This is a genomic window from Rhodoferax sp. (assembly GCF_012927445.1).
GTDB lineage: Bacteria > Pseudomonadota > Gammaproteobacteria > Burkholderiales > Burkholderiaceae_C > Rhodoferax.
The window spans coordinates 66,663-81,244 of record NZ_JABBPD010000003.1; the positions used below are offsets into that span (position 1 = coordinate 66,663).

Consider the following 14,582-nt stretch of genomic DNA (forward strand, 5'->3'; position numbering starts at 1 on the left):
CAGACTTGGACACGTTCAGCCTTGGCTCAGCGCACGACTACCGCAGCATCCTCACCGCGGGCGGCAATGACGCCGATCTCGTGCACCTGCTCGCCCGCCGCGCGCAAGGTAGCGGCGCAAGCGGCAGCGTTGGCGGCATCAATCACCACCACCATGCCGATGCCGTTGTTAAAGGTGCGGTTCATCTCGATATCGTCAATCGCGGCCGTGGCTTGCAGCCAGGCAAACAGTTCAGTTTGCGGCCAGCTGCCCTTGACCAAATGCGCTGCGGTGCCTTCGGGCAGCACGCGCGGGATGTTTTCCAGCAAGCCGCCACCGGTGATGTGGGCCAGCGCCTTGATCGGGTGCGCTGCCAGCGCTGCCAGCACATTCTTCACGTACAGGCGGGTTGGCTCCATCACGGCTTGTTTGAAGGGTTTGCCATCCAGCATGGCCGGCAGATTGGCGCCCGCGCGTTCAATGCACTTGCGCACCAGGCTGAAACCATTGGAATGCACCCCGCTGGACGCCAGACCCAGCACCACATCGCCGGGTTTGACTTCAGCACCCGTGAGGATTTTTGATTTTTCGACGGCGCCGACGGCAAAGCCGGCCAAGTCGTATTCACCCGCCGGGTACATGCCGGGCATTTCAGCCGTTTCGCCACCAATCAGGGCGCAGCCGGACAGCTCGCAACCTTTGGCAATGCCGCCGACGACGGCAGCCGCCGTGTCGATATCCAGCTTGCCGCAGGCAAAGTAGTCCAGAAAAAACAGCGGCTCGGCGCCTTGCACCAGTACGTCGTTCACGCTCATGGCTACCAGATCAATGCCCACGGTGTCGTGCATGTCCCACTCAAAGGCCAGTTTAAGCTTGGTGCCGACCCCGTCGGTGCCGCTCACCAGGACTGGCTCTTTGTAGCGCTTGGGCACTTCAAACAGGGCGCCAAAGCCACCGATGCCGGCCAGCACGCCGTCGCGCATCGTCTTTTTGGCCAGCGGTTTGATCCGTTCGATCAGCGCGTCACCTGCGTCAATGTCGACACCAGCGTCTTTGTAGGAAAGGGGGGAGGAATGCGTAGGTGTTGTCATGTAAAGTGCTTGGGTAAGTGCGTCGGGGCGGGCCGTTCAACAGAGCCCTATAGAATTTGCCCAGATTTTAAGGGTTTGTCCTCCGCCATCTGCATGCAATTTACTTCAACTCAAAAAAGAGCGACCGCTTGGGGCCTGATTGCGGTTTTTTCCGCCTTTGCCTTGTGGCTGCTCGCGCCCGTGCTCACGCCCTTTGTCGTGGCCGCGATTCTGGCTTACGCACTGACCCCATTGGTGGACTGGCTCGACCGCCTGGGCCGCGGCCGACTGCCGCGCATGGTGGCGGTTGTGGTGATAGAACTCGTGTTCATCCTCGTGGTACTGGGCGTCATGTTGCTGATCGTGCCAATTTTGGCGAAAGAATTGCCCTTGATGCGCGAGCAGGTGCCGGTGCTGCTGGACGGCCTGAATGCCTCACTCAAGCCGTTTTTAGCCCAGTTTGGCCTTAATTTTTCGCTGGATGTGGCCAGCCTCAAGGCGTTTGTTATGAAATACCTGAGCGCCAACCTGGAAGACGCCTTTGGTTCGGTCATGACGTCGCTCAAGCTGGGGGGCAGCGTGGCCTTTGCCATTCTCGGCAATGCCATCTTGATTCCAGTCGCATTGTTTTATTTACTGATGGACTGGAACCGGTTTGTGGCCCAGGTGCTTGAATTCGTTCCGCCGCGCCTGCGCACGGCCTACGACAGTTTTTCTGGTGAGGCGGATGCGGTGTTGGGGCAGTACCTGCGTGGTCAACTGCTGGTAATGCTGGCGCTGTCGCTTTTCTACAGTGCCGGCTTGGCCTTGTTTGGCCTTGATCTGGCGCTGCCCATCGGTATTTTTACCGGTTTGGCCATTTTTGTTCCCTACGTCGGCTTTGGTTTTGGCCTGATCCTGGCAACGCTGGCGGGTTTTCTGGAGTTTGCCGTCACCGCCGGACCTGCCAAAGCGCTGATCATGGTGGCGGTGGTGTACGGTCTGGGACAATTGATTGAAAGCCTGTTTCTGACGCCCAGACTGGTCGGGGAACGAATCGGGTTGCATCCGCTGGCCGTGATTTTTGCGTTGCTGGCATTCGGCCAATTGTTCGGATTTGTCGGCGTGTTGATTGCGTTGCCGGCCAGTGCTGTGCTGCTGGTGGCCATGCGGCGGGCGCGGGCACGTTATCTTTGCAGCAAACTTTATCAGGGTTAAATACGACGAATGAAGCAAATTGCCCTTGACATCGGCTTGGCCACCGGACCCACGCTAAAGAGTTTTTTTGCCGGACCGAACGAGGCCGCATTGCAGCACCTGGAACTCTGGGTCGGCGACAAAGCAAGTTCTGTTACCCGCTCCCCTGTGCCCACTTATCTGTGGGGCAGCGAGGGCTGTGGCAAGACACATTTACTCAAAGCCGTGCAAGAAGCTTTGCGGGAGCAGGGCGCCACCGTCGGCTGGCTTGATGCCTCCGTGCAGGAGCCGCCCGAATTCAATGAACACTGGTCGGCGGTGCTGATGGACGATGTGCATCTGTACACCGCCGTGCAGCAACACGCCGCGTTCAACTGGTTCGTCAATGCGCAAACCCAGCAGATCGGCGTGTTGGGCGCCGGAAAAATGCCGCCCGCCGACCTGAAGTTGCGTGACGACCTGCGAACCCGTCTGGGATGGGGCCATATTTTTCAACTCCATGTCCTCAGTGAGCCGGAGCGGCGCGCCGTGTTGCGCCAGGCTGCGGATGCCCGCGGCGTCTTTTTGGGCAACGAGGTGATGGACTACATGCTGTCCCGCTTCAGCCGCGATCTGGGCAGCCTGATGGAGTTGCTCGACCTGATTGACGGCTACGCCTTGCAAACCAAGCGGGGAATCACCATTCCCCTGATTAAATCCATGATGGAAAACTCCTGACCGCATGAAACTGGCCCTTTTTGACCTTGACCACACCCTGTTGCCGATTGACTCTGACCATTCATGGGGCGCATTTACCAGCACCATTGGCTGGACCGATCCGGTGGATTTCAGTCGTCGTAATGACGAGTTTTATGCCCATTACCAGGCCGGGACGCTTGATATTCACGAGTACGTACGCTTTTCCACGGCCGCCGTCAAGCGCCAGGGTGCTATCAATTCGGAAGCTGCTCATGACCAGTTCATGAGGACCGTAGTCCAACCGGCTATAAAGCAACAGGCCCTATCCTTGGTTCGCCAGCACCAGCAGGCCGGTGATGAAGTCATCATCGTCACTGCCACCAATGAGTTCATCACGCGTCCGATTGCGCACGCCTTTGGCGTCCCTGAATTGATCGCCGTTGAACTGGAGCGCGACACCGCACCCGGGGGGTCCGGCTGGATTACCGGTGAAATCAAGGGCGTGCCTTCATTCCGTGAAGGCAAGATAACCCGGGTCACGCAGTGGCTGGCCGGTCGCAACCTCGACTGGAGCGATGTCGAAAGCACTTTTTATACCGATTCCATCAATGACCTGAGTTTGATGGAAAATGTAACGCACCCGGTGGCCACCAACCCGGATGAGCGCCTGCGCGCGATAGCCATTGAGCGCGGATGGCGCATACTTGACCTGTTTTAGTTCGCTGTGGGGACAGAATCTGCTGCTTTGCCGCCGGGTCTGTCCTTTTATGCGGTCTGTCCCACAAGGTTTAATGTGTTGAGGACAGAGTTGGCCTGTTTCACAGTCTGAGGTCTATCCCACAAGGAAATATGATTAAAAAATTTATCGACAAGCTGCTGGGAAAATCTCCTTCGACAGCAAAAGGCAAAAAGCTTCAGTTTGGCAAACGCGAGGAAGTCAGCGTTGCCGCCCATGGTATCGACCCGGCGCTGGTGGATGACCGGGCGCTCAATGTGGTACATACCCTCAAGAATGCCGGCTTTGAAGCCTATATCGTCGGCGGTGCCGTCCGCGACCTGATGGTTGGTCTGCGCCCCAAAGACTTTGACGTGGCCACCGACGCTACGCCGGAGCAGGTAAAAAACCTGTTTCGGCGCGCTTTCATCATTGGTCGCCGCTTTCGCATCGTGCACGTGGTGTTCGGCCGGGGTCGTGAAAATGACGTGATTGAAGTCTCCACCTTCCGTGCCTACATGGACAATGCGGCCGCCGAAGCGGTGTCGGGCAACGAACGCACCAGCAAGAACGAACTGGCCGGCATGAAGCACGCGGTGGACGCGTCCGGTCGGGTACTGCGCGACAACGTCTGGGGCCCTCAGGAAGAAGACGCGGTGCGCCGCGATTTCACGATCAATGCCATGTATTACGATCCGGAAACCCAGATTGTGGTGGATTATCACAATGGCATCCGGGACTCCAAGAAGCGCATCATTCGCATGATTGGCGACCCTGCCACCCGTTATCGGGAAGATCCGGTGCGCATCATCCGCGCGGTCCGCTTTGCCGCCAAGCTCAATGCCTTGGGCTTTACGCTGGAAGCCAAAACTGCCGCACCACTGATCAAGTCACAGGAACTGCTGGCCGATGTCCCGCAGAGCCGCTTGTTTGACGAAATGCTCAAGCTGCTGCAAACCGGTCATTCGCTGGCCTCGATTGAACAGTTGAAAACGCTGGGCATGGCGCGCGGCATTTATCCTTTGCTGGATGTGGTGGTGGAGCGCGCCGAACAGACTTTTGTAAAAGCCGCCTTGCTGGACACCGACCGTCGCGTGAGCGAGGGCAAACCGGTGGCCCCCAGTTTCTTGCTGGCCTGCGCCTTGTGGGCGGATGTCCGTGATGGCTGGGCTCAGCGCATTCAGCAGCGTCAGCATTCCCATCCGGCGTTGCAGGATGCGATTGACGATGTGTTCAATGCCCGCATTGGTGACGTGTCCGGTCGCGGCAAACTGGCCGGCGACATGCGCGAAATCTGGATGATGCAGCCGCGTTTTGAAAAACGTGTCGGCAGCGCGCCATTTGGCCTGGTCGATCAGCCACGTTTTCGGGCCGCCTTTGATTTCATGCGTTTGCGAGCGGACGCCGGCGAAATTGACATTGTGCTGTCGGATTGGTGGCAGGAGTTCAGCCTGGCGAGTGACGAGCTGCGTCAGGACATGGTCGATCAGGTGCGAGAAGAGCAACAGCAGCGGCAACGGACGCCGCGTGTGCACAAGGCGCCCGTGGCACGCGATGCGGCGCCAGTGAATCGTGATGTAGCCCAGGGAGCGGATGCCGATCAAAGTCAGGCTGATTCAGCTCCTGGTTTTGCCACCGGTAGCCCGGCAGATTCTGCGGATGCGCCTAAAAAACGGCGCCGCCGCCGCCGGACCACAGGCCCCAAAGAAGGTGGCGAACAAGCCGCCGACACTGGCATTTGAGTGAATCTGTAGCGGCCTCAGTCACGGTTTACATCGCGCTGGGCGCCAATCTCGGAGATGCCCGCGCCACTGTGCTGGAGGCCATGCAGAGCATTGCTGGCTTGCGGGCGACAACGCTGCTGCGTCGCTCCTCCCTTTACGGCACGGCACCCCTGGAGTCCACCGGCCCGGATTACATCAACGCGGTGGTGGAAGTGGCCACCGGCTTGAGTCCGCATCACTTGCTGCATGAGTTGCAGCAACTGGAGCAGGCGGCAGGGCGTGAGCGCCCCTACCGTAACGCGCCACGCACCTTGGACCTGGACATCTTGCTGTTTGGCGATGAAAACCTGGACAGCCCAACCCTCGTTATTCCTCACCCGCGCATGCTGGCGCGAGCTTTTGTGCTGGTGCCACTGGCCGAGTTGGCGCCTTTGCGGGTTCAGCTTGGGCAGTTACAGGCCGTTTCTGCCCAGCTCATTACACGCCTGTCGGACTTCTGAATTAGGGAATTCCCTTGGCTACAAAGCCTGTCAGTCGGCTTAATTCTTGGTGCATTCTGTATAGAATAAAAAATCACACCGAGAGAGATAAAAATGAGCTTGAACAATCTGCGAGTCGCTACAAAATTATGGCTCACTGTGGGAATAATTATTGTTTCGTTGGCCTCGCTAACTGGATTTGCCGCATTCCGGCTGGTCAGCCTGCAGGCTGAATCAGATGCAAGAATCGGCGATCTCAGCACGCGAATCAAGGCGGTCGGCACATGGGCGGGTCTGACCGATGCCAACTCGATCCGCACGCTGGCGATGATTACCGCCTACGACTCAGGGGTCGAAGCGGCACTGACTAAAGCCATTACCGAAACCTCAAGCAAGATTTCTGCCGTTCAAAAAGGCGTCGAGTCTATGTTGTTGAGCAAGGACGAGCTGGCACAGATCCAAAAAATTGCAGACGCGCGAAAACTCATGAGCGAAGTCCGCGCCAAGTCACTGAAACTGAAAGCCGATGGCAACAGTGAAGAAGCGCTCAGGACCGTCAAAGAACAGTACATGCCGGTGGTGACCACTTACCTGGCGACCCTGAATGAGTTGGTGGCGCTGGAAGAAAAGCTGATGACCGTCCTGGTGAAGGAGGCCTCACAATCCAGAACTTCGATTGCCAGCATTTTGGCCCTGTGTTTTGTGCTGCTTTTTGCTGGTATTTTGATGGGCGCTGCCTGGTTGATTCGCTCCATCCGTCAACCCCTGGTTCAGGCCAATGAACTGGCTTCGCGAATCGCCAAAGGCGACCTCAGCATGCAGATTGACACGTCGCGCGGTGACGAGTTTGGTGACTTGATGAAGTCGCTCGCCGCCATGAATGAGTCCCTGGGCCACATGGTGCACCAGGTGCGCCAGAGTACCGACAGTATCGCCACCGCCAGTGCGGAGATTGCCAGTGGCAATAACGATCTGGCCCAGCGGACCGAGCAGACCTCCAGTAATTTGCAGTCCACTGCCTCCAGCATGGACCAGTTGACCAGCACGGTGCAACAGAGTGCAGACAATGCCCGCCAGGCCAGTACGCTGGCGGCCAATGCCTCCTCGGTGGCCGAGAAGGGCGGGGCGGTGGTCAAGCAAGTGGTCTCGACGATGGAAGAAATCAACATCAGCAGCCGCAAAATTTCCGACATCATTGGCGTGATCGACGGCATTGCTTTTCAGACCAACATTTTGGCGCTCAATGCGGCGGTGGAAGCGGCCCGTGCCGGCGAACAAGGCCGTGGATTTGCCGTGGTGGCCAGCGAAGTACGCAGTCTGGCGCAACGCAGCGCCGAGGCGGCCAAAGAAATCAAGATGCTGATTGGCACCTCGGTTGATAAAGTGGCCTCGGGCACCAAGCTGGTGTCGGATGCCGGCACCACCATGAGCGATATTGTGCAGTCCGTGCGCAAGGTGGCCGATGTGATTAGCGAGATCACGGCGGCCGCAGCCGAGCAAAGCTCGGGGATTGCCCACGTCAACCAAGCCATCGGCAACCTGGACCAGATGACGCAGCAAAATGCCGCCTTGGTGGAAGAAAGTGCCGCTGCGGCGGAAAGCCTGCGCGAACAAGCCAGCCAACTGGCGCAAGCGGTGGCGGTATTCAAAATCAGTGAAACTGCGGTGACCATCGCGGCGCGGCCCACGAGAGACATCACACCGCGCCCAAGTGCCCTGCCGTACAAGCAGCCCCAGTCGTTGCCAACAGGCAAGCCAGCACCGTCGCTCGGCAACGCCAAGCCAACGAGTCCGATCAAGAAGCCTCTAGCCTTGGACAATACGCGAGTGCCTGGACCCGTCAAGAAACCGCTTGCAATGGCCGCCGCCGTTAAACCGGCGCCAGCCAAACCGGCCGCGCTGGCGAGCCAGAACGTCGATTCGGATTGGGAAACTTTCTAAGACCCTGCGTGACAGAACTGACCACATAAAGTGTGACCAGTTCTGTCCGTGACGGGGCCGGATCGGCCTCCCGGCGTTGGCCTCTTTCCGATCAGATCAGTTCGGCAATCAGTTCAATTTCAACGCAGGCGCCCATTGGAATTTGTGCCACGCCAAAAGCGCTGCGGGCATGCGCTCCCTGGGGACCAAAGACCTGCCCAATCAATTCGCTCGCCCCATTGGTCACCAGATGCTGCTCGGTGAAGTCACCGGTTGAGTTGACCAGCGACATGAGTTTGACAATGCGTTTCACGCGGTTCAGGTCGCCCACTGCTGCATGCAGCGTCCCCATCAGGTCGATGGCGATAGCCCGTGCGGCCGCCTGACCTTCTTCGGTCGTCATGTTTTTACCGAGTTGGCCGACCCAAGGTTTGCCATCTTTTTTGGCAATGTGGCCACTCAAAAAAACCAGATTGCCGGTTTGGACAAAAGGCACATAAGCCGCCGCCGGAATGGCGACAGGCGGCAGGGTGATGTTGAGTTCAGTTAATTTGGCGTAAATGCTCATAATGCTTCCTTGAGATTATTTATGAATGAAATTGGCCTCTGGCCCTCGTCCAGTCTGCATAAGAAGCTATTTAATTAATAGCGCATCAGCTTTGCGACTGACGCTGACTTGGCGATTGCGTCTGTTCCTGGATTTTGGGCCGCCCACTGGCTTGCATGTAGTTGGCCACAGGTTCGACGGTAACGCCCACCGACAGGGTGTGGCTTGCGCCGCCATGAATGACGCCACGGATCGGTGATACGTCGGCGAAGTCCCGCCCAGTGGCCAGGGTTACATAGTCTTCCCCCGGTGAATGCCAGCCCGCCCGGTTGTTAGTCGGGTCCAGGTCGCACCAACGCTCACCGGGTGGCAGATCCGGGACGTACACCGCACCCCAAGCGTGGGACGCATCGCTACCGGTGAGCTTGACCGTCCCGGGTGCCGGTTGGGTGAGCAAATAGCCGCTGACATAGCGCGCCGGGATGCCCATCACGCGCAGGCAAGCAATCATGATGTGGGCGAAATCCTGGCACACCCCTTTGCGTTGGGCCAGCGCTTGCAGGGCCGGGGTGTTCACTTGGGTGCTCTGGCTCTCATAAATAAAGTCAGTGTGAATGCGCCGCATCAAGTCTTGCGCGGCAGCCAACACGCTGATGCCAGGGGTAAAACTGGGGCGCGCATAGGCGGCAAACTCGGCCTGCTTGGGTACAAAGGGGGACGCAAATACGAATTCGGTGGCGGCATCAAACTGGCCACCGGACTGATAACGGAAAAGCTCCCTGGTTTGTTCCCAGCTGATGCGGCTCAGGGGGACGGGGCGGGTACGGGTCTCGACCACGCTGTGCGCCACCACCTTGAGCACCGTGTGTGGGCTCTGGAGCGAAAAAAAACAGCGGGTGTTGCCAAACACATCCTGGGTTTGCCTGATTTGGGCCGGGGTTGGGCTGATCTGCAGGGAATGGCTCAGCAGTTGCTGGTGGCGGGTGTTCACGGGTTGCAGGTAGGCCATGTGCTGCGCCGTTTCGACGGCGGGCAGGTAGTCATAGCGGGTCTCATGGGTGATTTGCAGCCTCATCAAGTCCCCATGCTTTGCTTTGTTTCACCCGAGTGGGTGAAATAGGTGGTGCTGATGGCATCCGAGACATTGAAGGCCGCCCCCGTGCATTGCAGCAGCAAATCGTTCAGAGCAAAGTAATAGCCCGGCTCTGTGCCTGCTTCATTACCGGGCGAGGCTTCAACCGGCTGGGTTTCGCACAACTGCGCCAAGCTCCAGGCCGCAGGGTCGGGCACCCGCATCGAGATGGCACTGAGTGCATCGGGTTCACAGCCGGCCAGTTTTGCCAGACGTCCACGCAGGGTGTGGGCCACCCAGGCCAGTGACCGCGGGTTGTCGCGGTCAAGCACCAGCAAGTCGATCAGGGCAGCCAAATCCCGGCTCTGCTGGAATTGCGCGTGAAAGGTGATGGTGCTGTCAAACAATGAAATCATCGCCTCAAAGCCGCCATCCGTGTGGACCGAGCCGGTCTCCAGGCCGCGCAACAGGGCGGAGGCCAGAAAACTCAAACGCTCAATGTGGCGGCCAATGCTCAGCAAGCGCCAGCCATCGTCGCGCGTCATGCGGTCGGTCTGCGCACCGGTGATGGCGGACATGTGGTCACTGGCGCTTTTGAGTACCTGCAGGGCCTCCTGTGACGAATAGTCACCACGGCTGGCGTGCGCTGCGCAGCGTGCAAACAGTTCTTCTTCGGCCCGAACAATCACACGCCAGTGCTCTTGCGACAGCCGTTCACGCACCGTCGCTCCGGTCATTTTGAGGGCGCGCAGGTAGTAACCGACACTGGTTGCACCTTCCGTGCTGCCCAGGCTGGAGATCAGCGAGCGCTCAAAGACCCGGCGTGCCTGGGTGGCGACTGGCACACCCGGCAGCACCAAGGTGTTGGCCACGGCCATCTTACTGAACCAAGTCAGCAGCGGGAAGGATGATTGGTCTTCTCCGTTCAGGCCTTCCAGTGTCAGCCGGGCCAGCCGGATCGCATTTTCGGCTCGTTCGGTATAGCGACCCAGCCAGAAAAGATTTTCAGCCGCCCGGCTGGTCACCAGCCGCTTGCGCAGCGCCATTGAGGCGGGCGTCATGTGCGGTTGCAGCAAGGTGGTACGGTCAACTTCACCACGGGTGAGCGCCCAGACGTCGGCACTGCTCCCGCCGCGTTGCATGGTGGCAATTTCGGCCTCCGCCCCGGCTACGCGTGCCAGTCCGCCAGGCAGCACGCGCCAGGATTGCGGTCCGTCCGACACGGCAAATACCCGCAACACCACCGAGCGAGGCTCTACCCGTCCATTGGCCTCATCGGTCAGGGTGTCTGGTTCGGCCGTTTGCCAAGTGGGCATCTGTGACAAGGGCAGGTAGGCTTGGACGGTGTGCTCGTCGCTTTGTCGCGCAATGCGCTCGGCCCATTCGTCGAGCTCACTGGGTGACAGGGTTTGGCCCATGACCGAAACAAAACTGTCGTGAGAGGGCGAGCCTGGGTAAGTCGGCTTGATGGCACAGTCTCGCAAGCGGGGCAGGGCTTCTTCCATGGCCGAGCGTTCGCCGCACCACCAGGTGGGCAGGGCGGGCAATTGCAGTTCTTCGCCCAGCAGGTGCTGAGATAAGGCCGGCAAAAAGCCCAGCAAAGCGGGTGACTCCAAAAAAGCCGAGCCCGGCGCATTGGCGACCAGCACATGGCCTGCGCGAATAGCCTGCAACAAGCCGGGCACGCCCAGGGTGGAGTCTGGCCGCAACTCCAGCGGATCCAGGTACTCATCATCCACCCGTTTGAGCAGGCCATGCACCGGCACCAAGCCTTTGAGCGTTTTGAGGTAGAGGCGTTCGTCCCGCACAATCAGGTCGCTGCCTTCGACCAGCGTGAGCCCCAGGTAGCGCGCCAGATAGGCGTGCTCAAAATAGGTTTCGTTGTAGGGACCGGGCGTGAGCAAGGCGAGGTGCGAGTCGGCACCGGCCGGGCTCATTTGCTTCAGGCTCTCCATCAGCGCCCGGTAAGTACCGGCCAGACGCTGCACGCGCATGGCCTGGAATGCCTGGGGAAACTGGCCGGAAATGGCCAACCGGTTTTCCAGCAAATAACCCAAACCAGACGGCGCCTGGCAACGCTGGCTGATCACCCACCAGTTGCCATCCGGCCCACGCGCCAAATCGAACGCCGCAATGTGCAGGTAGGTGCCACCCACGGGCTTGACGCCATGCATCGCCCGCAAGTAGCCAGGGTGACCCTGCACCAAGGCGGGTGGCAACAAGCCTTGCGCTAGCAACTGTTGTGGCCCGTAAACATCGGCCATGACCCGCTCCAGCAAGCGCATGCGCTGGGTAACGCCAGCCTCGATCTGTCGCCAGTGGTCGGGCTCAATAATCAGCGGGAACAGGTCAAGCGACCAGGGCCGCTGCGGCCCACCTTCATCGGCATAGACGTTGTAGGTGACGCCGTTGTCGCGAATCTGGCGCTCCAGACTGCTTGAGCGCTGTTTCAGGTTAAGCGCACCATCGTCTGAAATATGTTCAAAGAATTGACTCCAAGCCCCTGTCAATGAAGCGCTGGTAGCTATTGAATTAATAGCATCTGTACTGGCTTCGCTGACGCCGGGGGTTGTGGCTCCCCGCAGTTCATCAAAATGGCCTGCGGCGGCGGCACAGCCTGCCGGAATGGCACTCACAGGGGGAGGTCCGGCGGTCTCGGCGGCAAGAGGGGAATTGGTTGCGTCTTTCACTGTGTGAGAGTATGCCAGCGCCAGGCTCTTCAATTTGGATGGCGCGCAGTCGTGTGGCCACTGGCCGGCTTGAACGGAAACTGGTTGCCGGGAAGATAAAATCCGAGGTGCAACAAGCCACCTCGGGTGCGCATCCGAATACAACCTCTGAAATTATCTGATGACCCTCCCTCTCCATGACATGACGAGTCAGCCTGCAACGCCGTACCTCGGGTTAGCGCCTTTTCTTCGGATGAGCATTGCTGGCACTGATTTGCAGCCCATCGGACAAGAAATGCTGGCGAGGGCCGGAAACGATGCCGAGGATGCCAACCTCTGGATGAATCTGTCGATTCTGCTGCAATGCCTGGGGCAGCGCGATTTGGGTCTGGCTATTCAGGCGCAGGCCTTGGCGTTAAAGCGTATTTATCACCTGGCGGCATCGGAGCAGCCCGCCAAATTGCGTTTGCTCATGCTCATGGTGCCCGGCGATCTGGCCGCCAATACCCCGCTTGAGTGTTTGCTGGAAAACGGCGATATCGATCTGGATTTGTATTATGTGACCCCCGGAGCCCCCTTGGCCTTGCCCCTGCCTGAGCACGATGCGTTGATCGTGGCCATGAGTGAATCCGACGAGAATCACGCGTTGCTGCGCTCGCTGGAGCAGGCGCTGGCGGACTGGCCCAAACCGGTCATCAACGCGCCCAGTCATATCCCGGCCGTGGGCCGCGATGTGGCCAGTGCGCTGCTGCAGAATGTGCCCGGCTTGCTCATGCCGCCAACCCTGCGCGCCTCCCGTGTTGAATTGCAAGACATGGCGACCGGCGTCGCCCATCTTTCAGCGTTATTCGAGGGCTGTGATTTCCCGATTATTTTGCGTCCTGTCGGCTCCCAGGCCGGCCGTGATCTCGCCAAGATCGAGGGTCCAGAGGACATCGCCCGCTATCTTTCCCGGGTCCATGAAGCTGATTTTTATCTGTCCCGATTCATTGATTACAGCGGTAAAGACAGGTATTTCCGCAAGATGCGGGTTGCGCTGATCGATGGCAAACCGTTCGCCTGCCATATGGCGGTGTCAGTGAACTGGATGATCCATTACGTGAATGCCGGCATGTACGAAGAGGCCTGGAAGCGGGCCGAAGAGGTTTCTTTCATGGATCATTTTGCCGACTTTGCCCAGCGTCACCAAGTCGCGCTGGATGCCATTGCCCAGCGCACCCAACTCGATTACTTATTTATTGATTGTGCAGAAACCCAGGACGGCCAGCTCTTGGTGTTTGAGATTGACCATGCCATGGTCGTCCACGCCATGGACCTGGAAGACCAGTTTCCCTACAAGCAGACGCACATGCTGAAGGTCAAAAATGCATTCCGCGATTACCTGATTCGGCTGACTGCGGGCAGCCCCAACGACCAGCCTGAACGCGGCGCAACAACGTAACCACAGATGAATCCACTCAACAGCTTGAATTTTTCCGGTGGCCCCGGCGCATTGCCCGAAAGTGTCTTGCTGCAGGTGCAGGAATCCATGATGGAGGTCCCCGGAGTCGGCCTGTCCATTCTGGGAATCAGTCACCGGTCTGATTGGTTTGCCGCCGTCGTCGCCGAGGTAGAAACCAATATCCGCAGCCTCTTGGGCCTGTCGACAAATTATCATGTCTTGTTGCTGCAAGGTGGCGCAACGCAACAATTCTCGATGGTGCCGATGACCCTGCTGCGCGGCAAAGTGCATCCGGCCGAGTACTTGCACACCGGCTACTGGAGCGGCAAGGCGCTGCCGGAAGCCAGTCGCGAAGGCCCCGTTCGAGTGGCCTGGAGTGGCGAGGCAAGTGGTTTTCGGCGCCTGCCCAACGACGATGAGCTGGTCTTCGCACCCGATGCGCCTTACCTGCACTATGTGTCCAATGAAACGGTCGAGGGACTCCAGTTTCATCGCGTGTTGGGCCGCGACGATGTGCCCCGTATCAGCGACATGTCGTCCGACTTTTTGTCCAAACCCTGCGAAGCCGAACGCTTTTCCCTGATCTATGCGCACGCGCAGAAAAATATTGGGCCGGCGGGAGTGACCGTGGTGCTGGTTCGCGATGAATTGCTCGCGGATGCGCCGGCCAACCTGCCCGGGTTTCTGGACTACCGCAAGCATATCCAGACGCATTCCAACTTCAACACACCGCCTGTTTTTGCCATCTACGTTATTTTGCTGGTGACGCGCTGGTTGCTCAACGACATTGGCGGTGTCGCGCGCATGGACCAGATCAACCGCAGCAAAGCTGCTCTGCTGTACCGCATGCTGGATGGCAGTGACGGTTTCTATCGGGGTCGCGCCGCGCCTGAAGACCGCTCTTTGATGAACGTCGCGTTCAACTTGGCCACTCCGGCGTTGGAGCAGCAATTTCTTGCCGAGGCGCTGGCGGTTGGATTTTCTGGGCTGGCAGGTCACCGCGCCATTGGGGGAATGAGGGCGTCTATTTACAACGCCCTGACGCTCCCGGCGGTGGAGAAGCTACTCGGCTTCATGGACGATTTTCAGTGTAAACAGACGCGCTGACGCGT

The 14,582-nt window shown here is 58.9% G+C and carries 12 protein-coding genes; 8 read left to right on the forward strand and 4 right to left on the reverse strand.

Going from position 1 to position 14,582, the window contains the following annotated elements; genetic code table 11:
• Positions 1-26: 26 nt before the first annotated feature.
• Complete coding sequence (gene purM, locus HHJ17_RS04530) at positions 27-1,070, reverse strand: phosphoribosylformylglycinamidine cyclo-ligase (protein ID WP_296499873.1); 1,044 nt, start codon at positions 1,068-1,070, stop codon at positions 27-29.
• Between the two features lie 93 nt (positions 1,071-1,163).
• Between purM and HHJ17_RS04535 the strand changes: the two genes are divergently transcribed.
• The 6 genes from HHJ17_RS04535 (at position 1,164) to HHJ17_RS04560 (ending at position 7,762) form a co-directional block, all read left to right on the forward strand.
• The gene (locus HHJ17_RS04535) at positions 1,164-2,246 is read left to right on the forward strand and encodes an AI-2E family transporter (RefSeq protein WP_296505075.1); all 1,083 of its coding nucleotides are present in this window, start codon (positions 1,164-1,166) and stop codon (positions 2,244-2,246) included.
• Between the two features lie 9 nt (positions 2,247-2,255).
• Positions 2,256-2,942: a DnaA regulatory inactivator Hda gene (gene hda, locus HHJ17_RS04540; RefSeq protein ID WP_296499869.1), complete on the forward strand. Its 687-nt coding sequence runs from the start codon at positions 2,256-2,258 to the stop codon at positions 2,940-2,942.
• Between the two features lie 4 nt (positions 2,943-2,946).
• Positions 2,947-3,621 carry an HAD family hydrolase gene (locus tag HHJ17_RS04545; protein ID WP_296499867.1) on the forward strand — a complete coding sequence of 225 codons (675 nt, stop codon included), beginning with the start codon at positions 2,947-2,949 and terminating at the stop codon, positions 3,619-3,621.
• A 131-nt stretch (positions 3,622-3,752) separates the two neighbouring features.
• Positions 3,753-5,360, forward strand: coding sequence for a polynucleotide adenylyltransferase PcnB (gene pcnB, locus HHJ17_RS04550; protein ID WP_296499866.1), 1,608 nt, complete (start codon positions 3,753-3,755; stop codon positions 5,358-5,360).
• Entirely contained in the window at positions 5,357-5,842 is a 486-nt protein-coding gene (gene folK / locus HHJ17_RS04555; RefSeq protein WP_296499865.1) for a 2-amino-4-hydroxy-6-hydroxymethyldihydropteridine diphosphokinase, read from the forward strand. The genes pcnB and folK overlap by 4 nt, the downstream gene beginning before the upstream one ends.
• Before the next feature lie 93 nt (positions 5,843-5,935).
• Positions 5,936-7,762 (forward strand): methyl-accepting chemotaxis protein, encoded by a 1,827-nt coding sequence (locus HHJ17_RS04560; RefSeq protein WP_296499864.1) that lies wholly within the window; start codon positions 5,936-5,938, stop codon positions 7,760-7,762.
• A gap of 91 nt (positions 7,763-7,853) precedes the next feature.
• Here HHJ17_RS04560 and HHJ17_RS04565 read toward each other — a convergent pair whose 3' ends face one another.
• The 3 genes from HHJ17_RS04565 to HHJ17_RS04575 all read right to left on the reverse strand — a co-directional run bounded on the left by HHJ17_RS04565 (position 7,854) and on the right by HHJ17_RS04575 (position 11,996).
• The gene (locus HHJ17_RS04565; protein WP_296499863.1) at positions 7,854-8,309 is read right to left on the reverse strand and encodes a RidA family protein; all 456 of its coding nucleotides are present in this window, start codon (positions 8,307-8,309) and stop codon (positions 7,854-7,856) included.
• Between the two features lie 85 nt (positions 8,310-8,394).
• The gene (locus HHJ17_RS04570) at positions 8,395-9,363 is read right to left on the reverse strand and encodes a transglutaminase family protein (protein ID WP_296499862.1); all 969 of its coding nucleotides are present in this window, start codon (positions 9,361-9,363) and stop codon (positions 8,395-8,397) included.
• Positions 9,363-11,996 (reverse strand): circularly permuted type 2 ATP-grasp protein, encoded by a 2,634-nt coding sequence (locus tag HHJ17_RS04575; RefSeq protein ID WP_296499860.1) that lies wholly within the window; start codon positions 11,994-11,996, stop codon positions 9,363-9,365. Before HHJ17_RS04575 ends, HHJ17_RS04570 begins: the two co-directional genes overlap by 1 nt.
• A gap of 214 nt (positions 11,997-12,210) precedes the next feature.
• Between HHJ17_RS04575 and HHJ17_RS04580 the strand changes: the two genes are divergently transcribed.
• Together HHJ17_RS04580 and HHJ17_RS04585 are read left to right on the forward strand one after the other, a co-directional pair.
• Positions 12,211-13,470, forward strand: coding sequence for a hypothetical protein (locus tag HHJ17_RS04580; RefSeq protein ID WP_296499859.1), 1,260 nt, complete (start codon positions 12,211-12,213; stop codon positions 13,468-13,470).
• Between the two features lie 6 nt (positions 13,471-13,476).
• On the forward strand, positions 13,477-14,577 hold the full coding sequence (locus tag HHJ17_RS04585) for a phosphoserine transaminase (protein WP_296499858.1): 1,101 nt from the start codon (positions 13,477-13,479) through the stop codon (positions 14,575-14,577).
• Positions 14,578-14,582: the final 5 nt, after the last annotated feature.

Excerpts from the sequence above, each read along its gene's own strand:
- purM (WP_296499873.1), bottom strand. The coding sequence starts at position 1,070 with ATGACAACACCTACGCATTCCTCCCCCCTTTCCTACAAAGACGCTGGT.
- HHJ17_RS04535 (WP_296505075.1), top strand. The coding sequence starts at position 1,164 with ATGCAATTTACTTCAACTCAAAAAAGAGCGACCGCTTGGGGCCTGATT.
- hda (WP_296499869.1), top strand. The coding sequence starts at position 2,256 with ATGAAGCAAATTGCCCTTGACATCGGCTTGGCCACCGGACCCACGCTA.
- HHJ17_RS04545 (WP_296499867.1), top strand. The coding sequence starts at position 2,947 with ATGAAACTGGCCCTTTTTGACCTTGACCACACCCTGTTGCCGATTGAC.
- pcnB (WP_296499866.1), top strand. The coding sequence starts at position 3,753 with ATGATTAAAAAATTTATCGACAAGCTGCTGGGAAAATCTCCTTCGACA.
- HHJ17_RS04560 (WP_296499864.1), top strand. The coding sequence starts at position 5,936 with ATGAGCTTGAACAATCTGCGAGTCGCTACAAAATTATGGCTCACTGTG.
- HHJ17_RS04565 (WP_296499863.1), bottom strand. The coding sequence starts at position 8,309 with ATGAGCATTTACGCCAAATTAACTGAACTCAACATCACCCTGCCGCCT.
- HHJ17_RS04570 (WP_296499862.1), bottom strand. The coding sequence starts at position 9,363 with ATGAGGCTGCAAATCACCCATGAGACCCGCTATGACTACCTGCCCGCC.
- HHJ17_RS04580 (WP_296499859.1), top strand. The coding sequence starts at position 12,211 with ATGACCCTCCCTCTCCATGACATGACGAGTCAGCCTGCAACGCCGTAC.
- HHJ17_RS04585 (WP_296499858.1), top strand. The coding sequence starts at position 13,477 with ATGAATCCACTCAACAGCTTGAATTTTTCCGGTGGCCCCGGCGCATTG.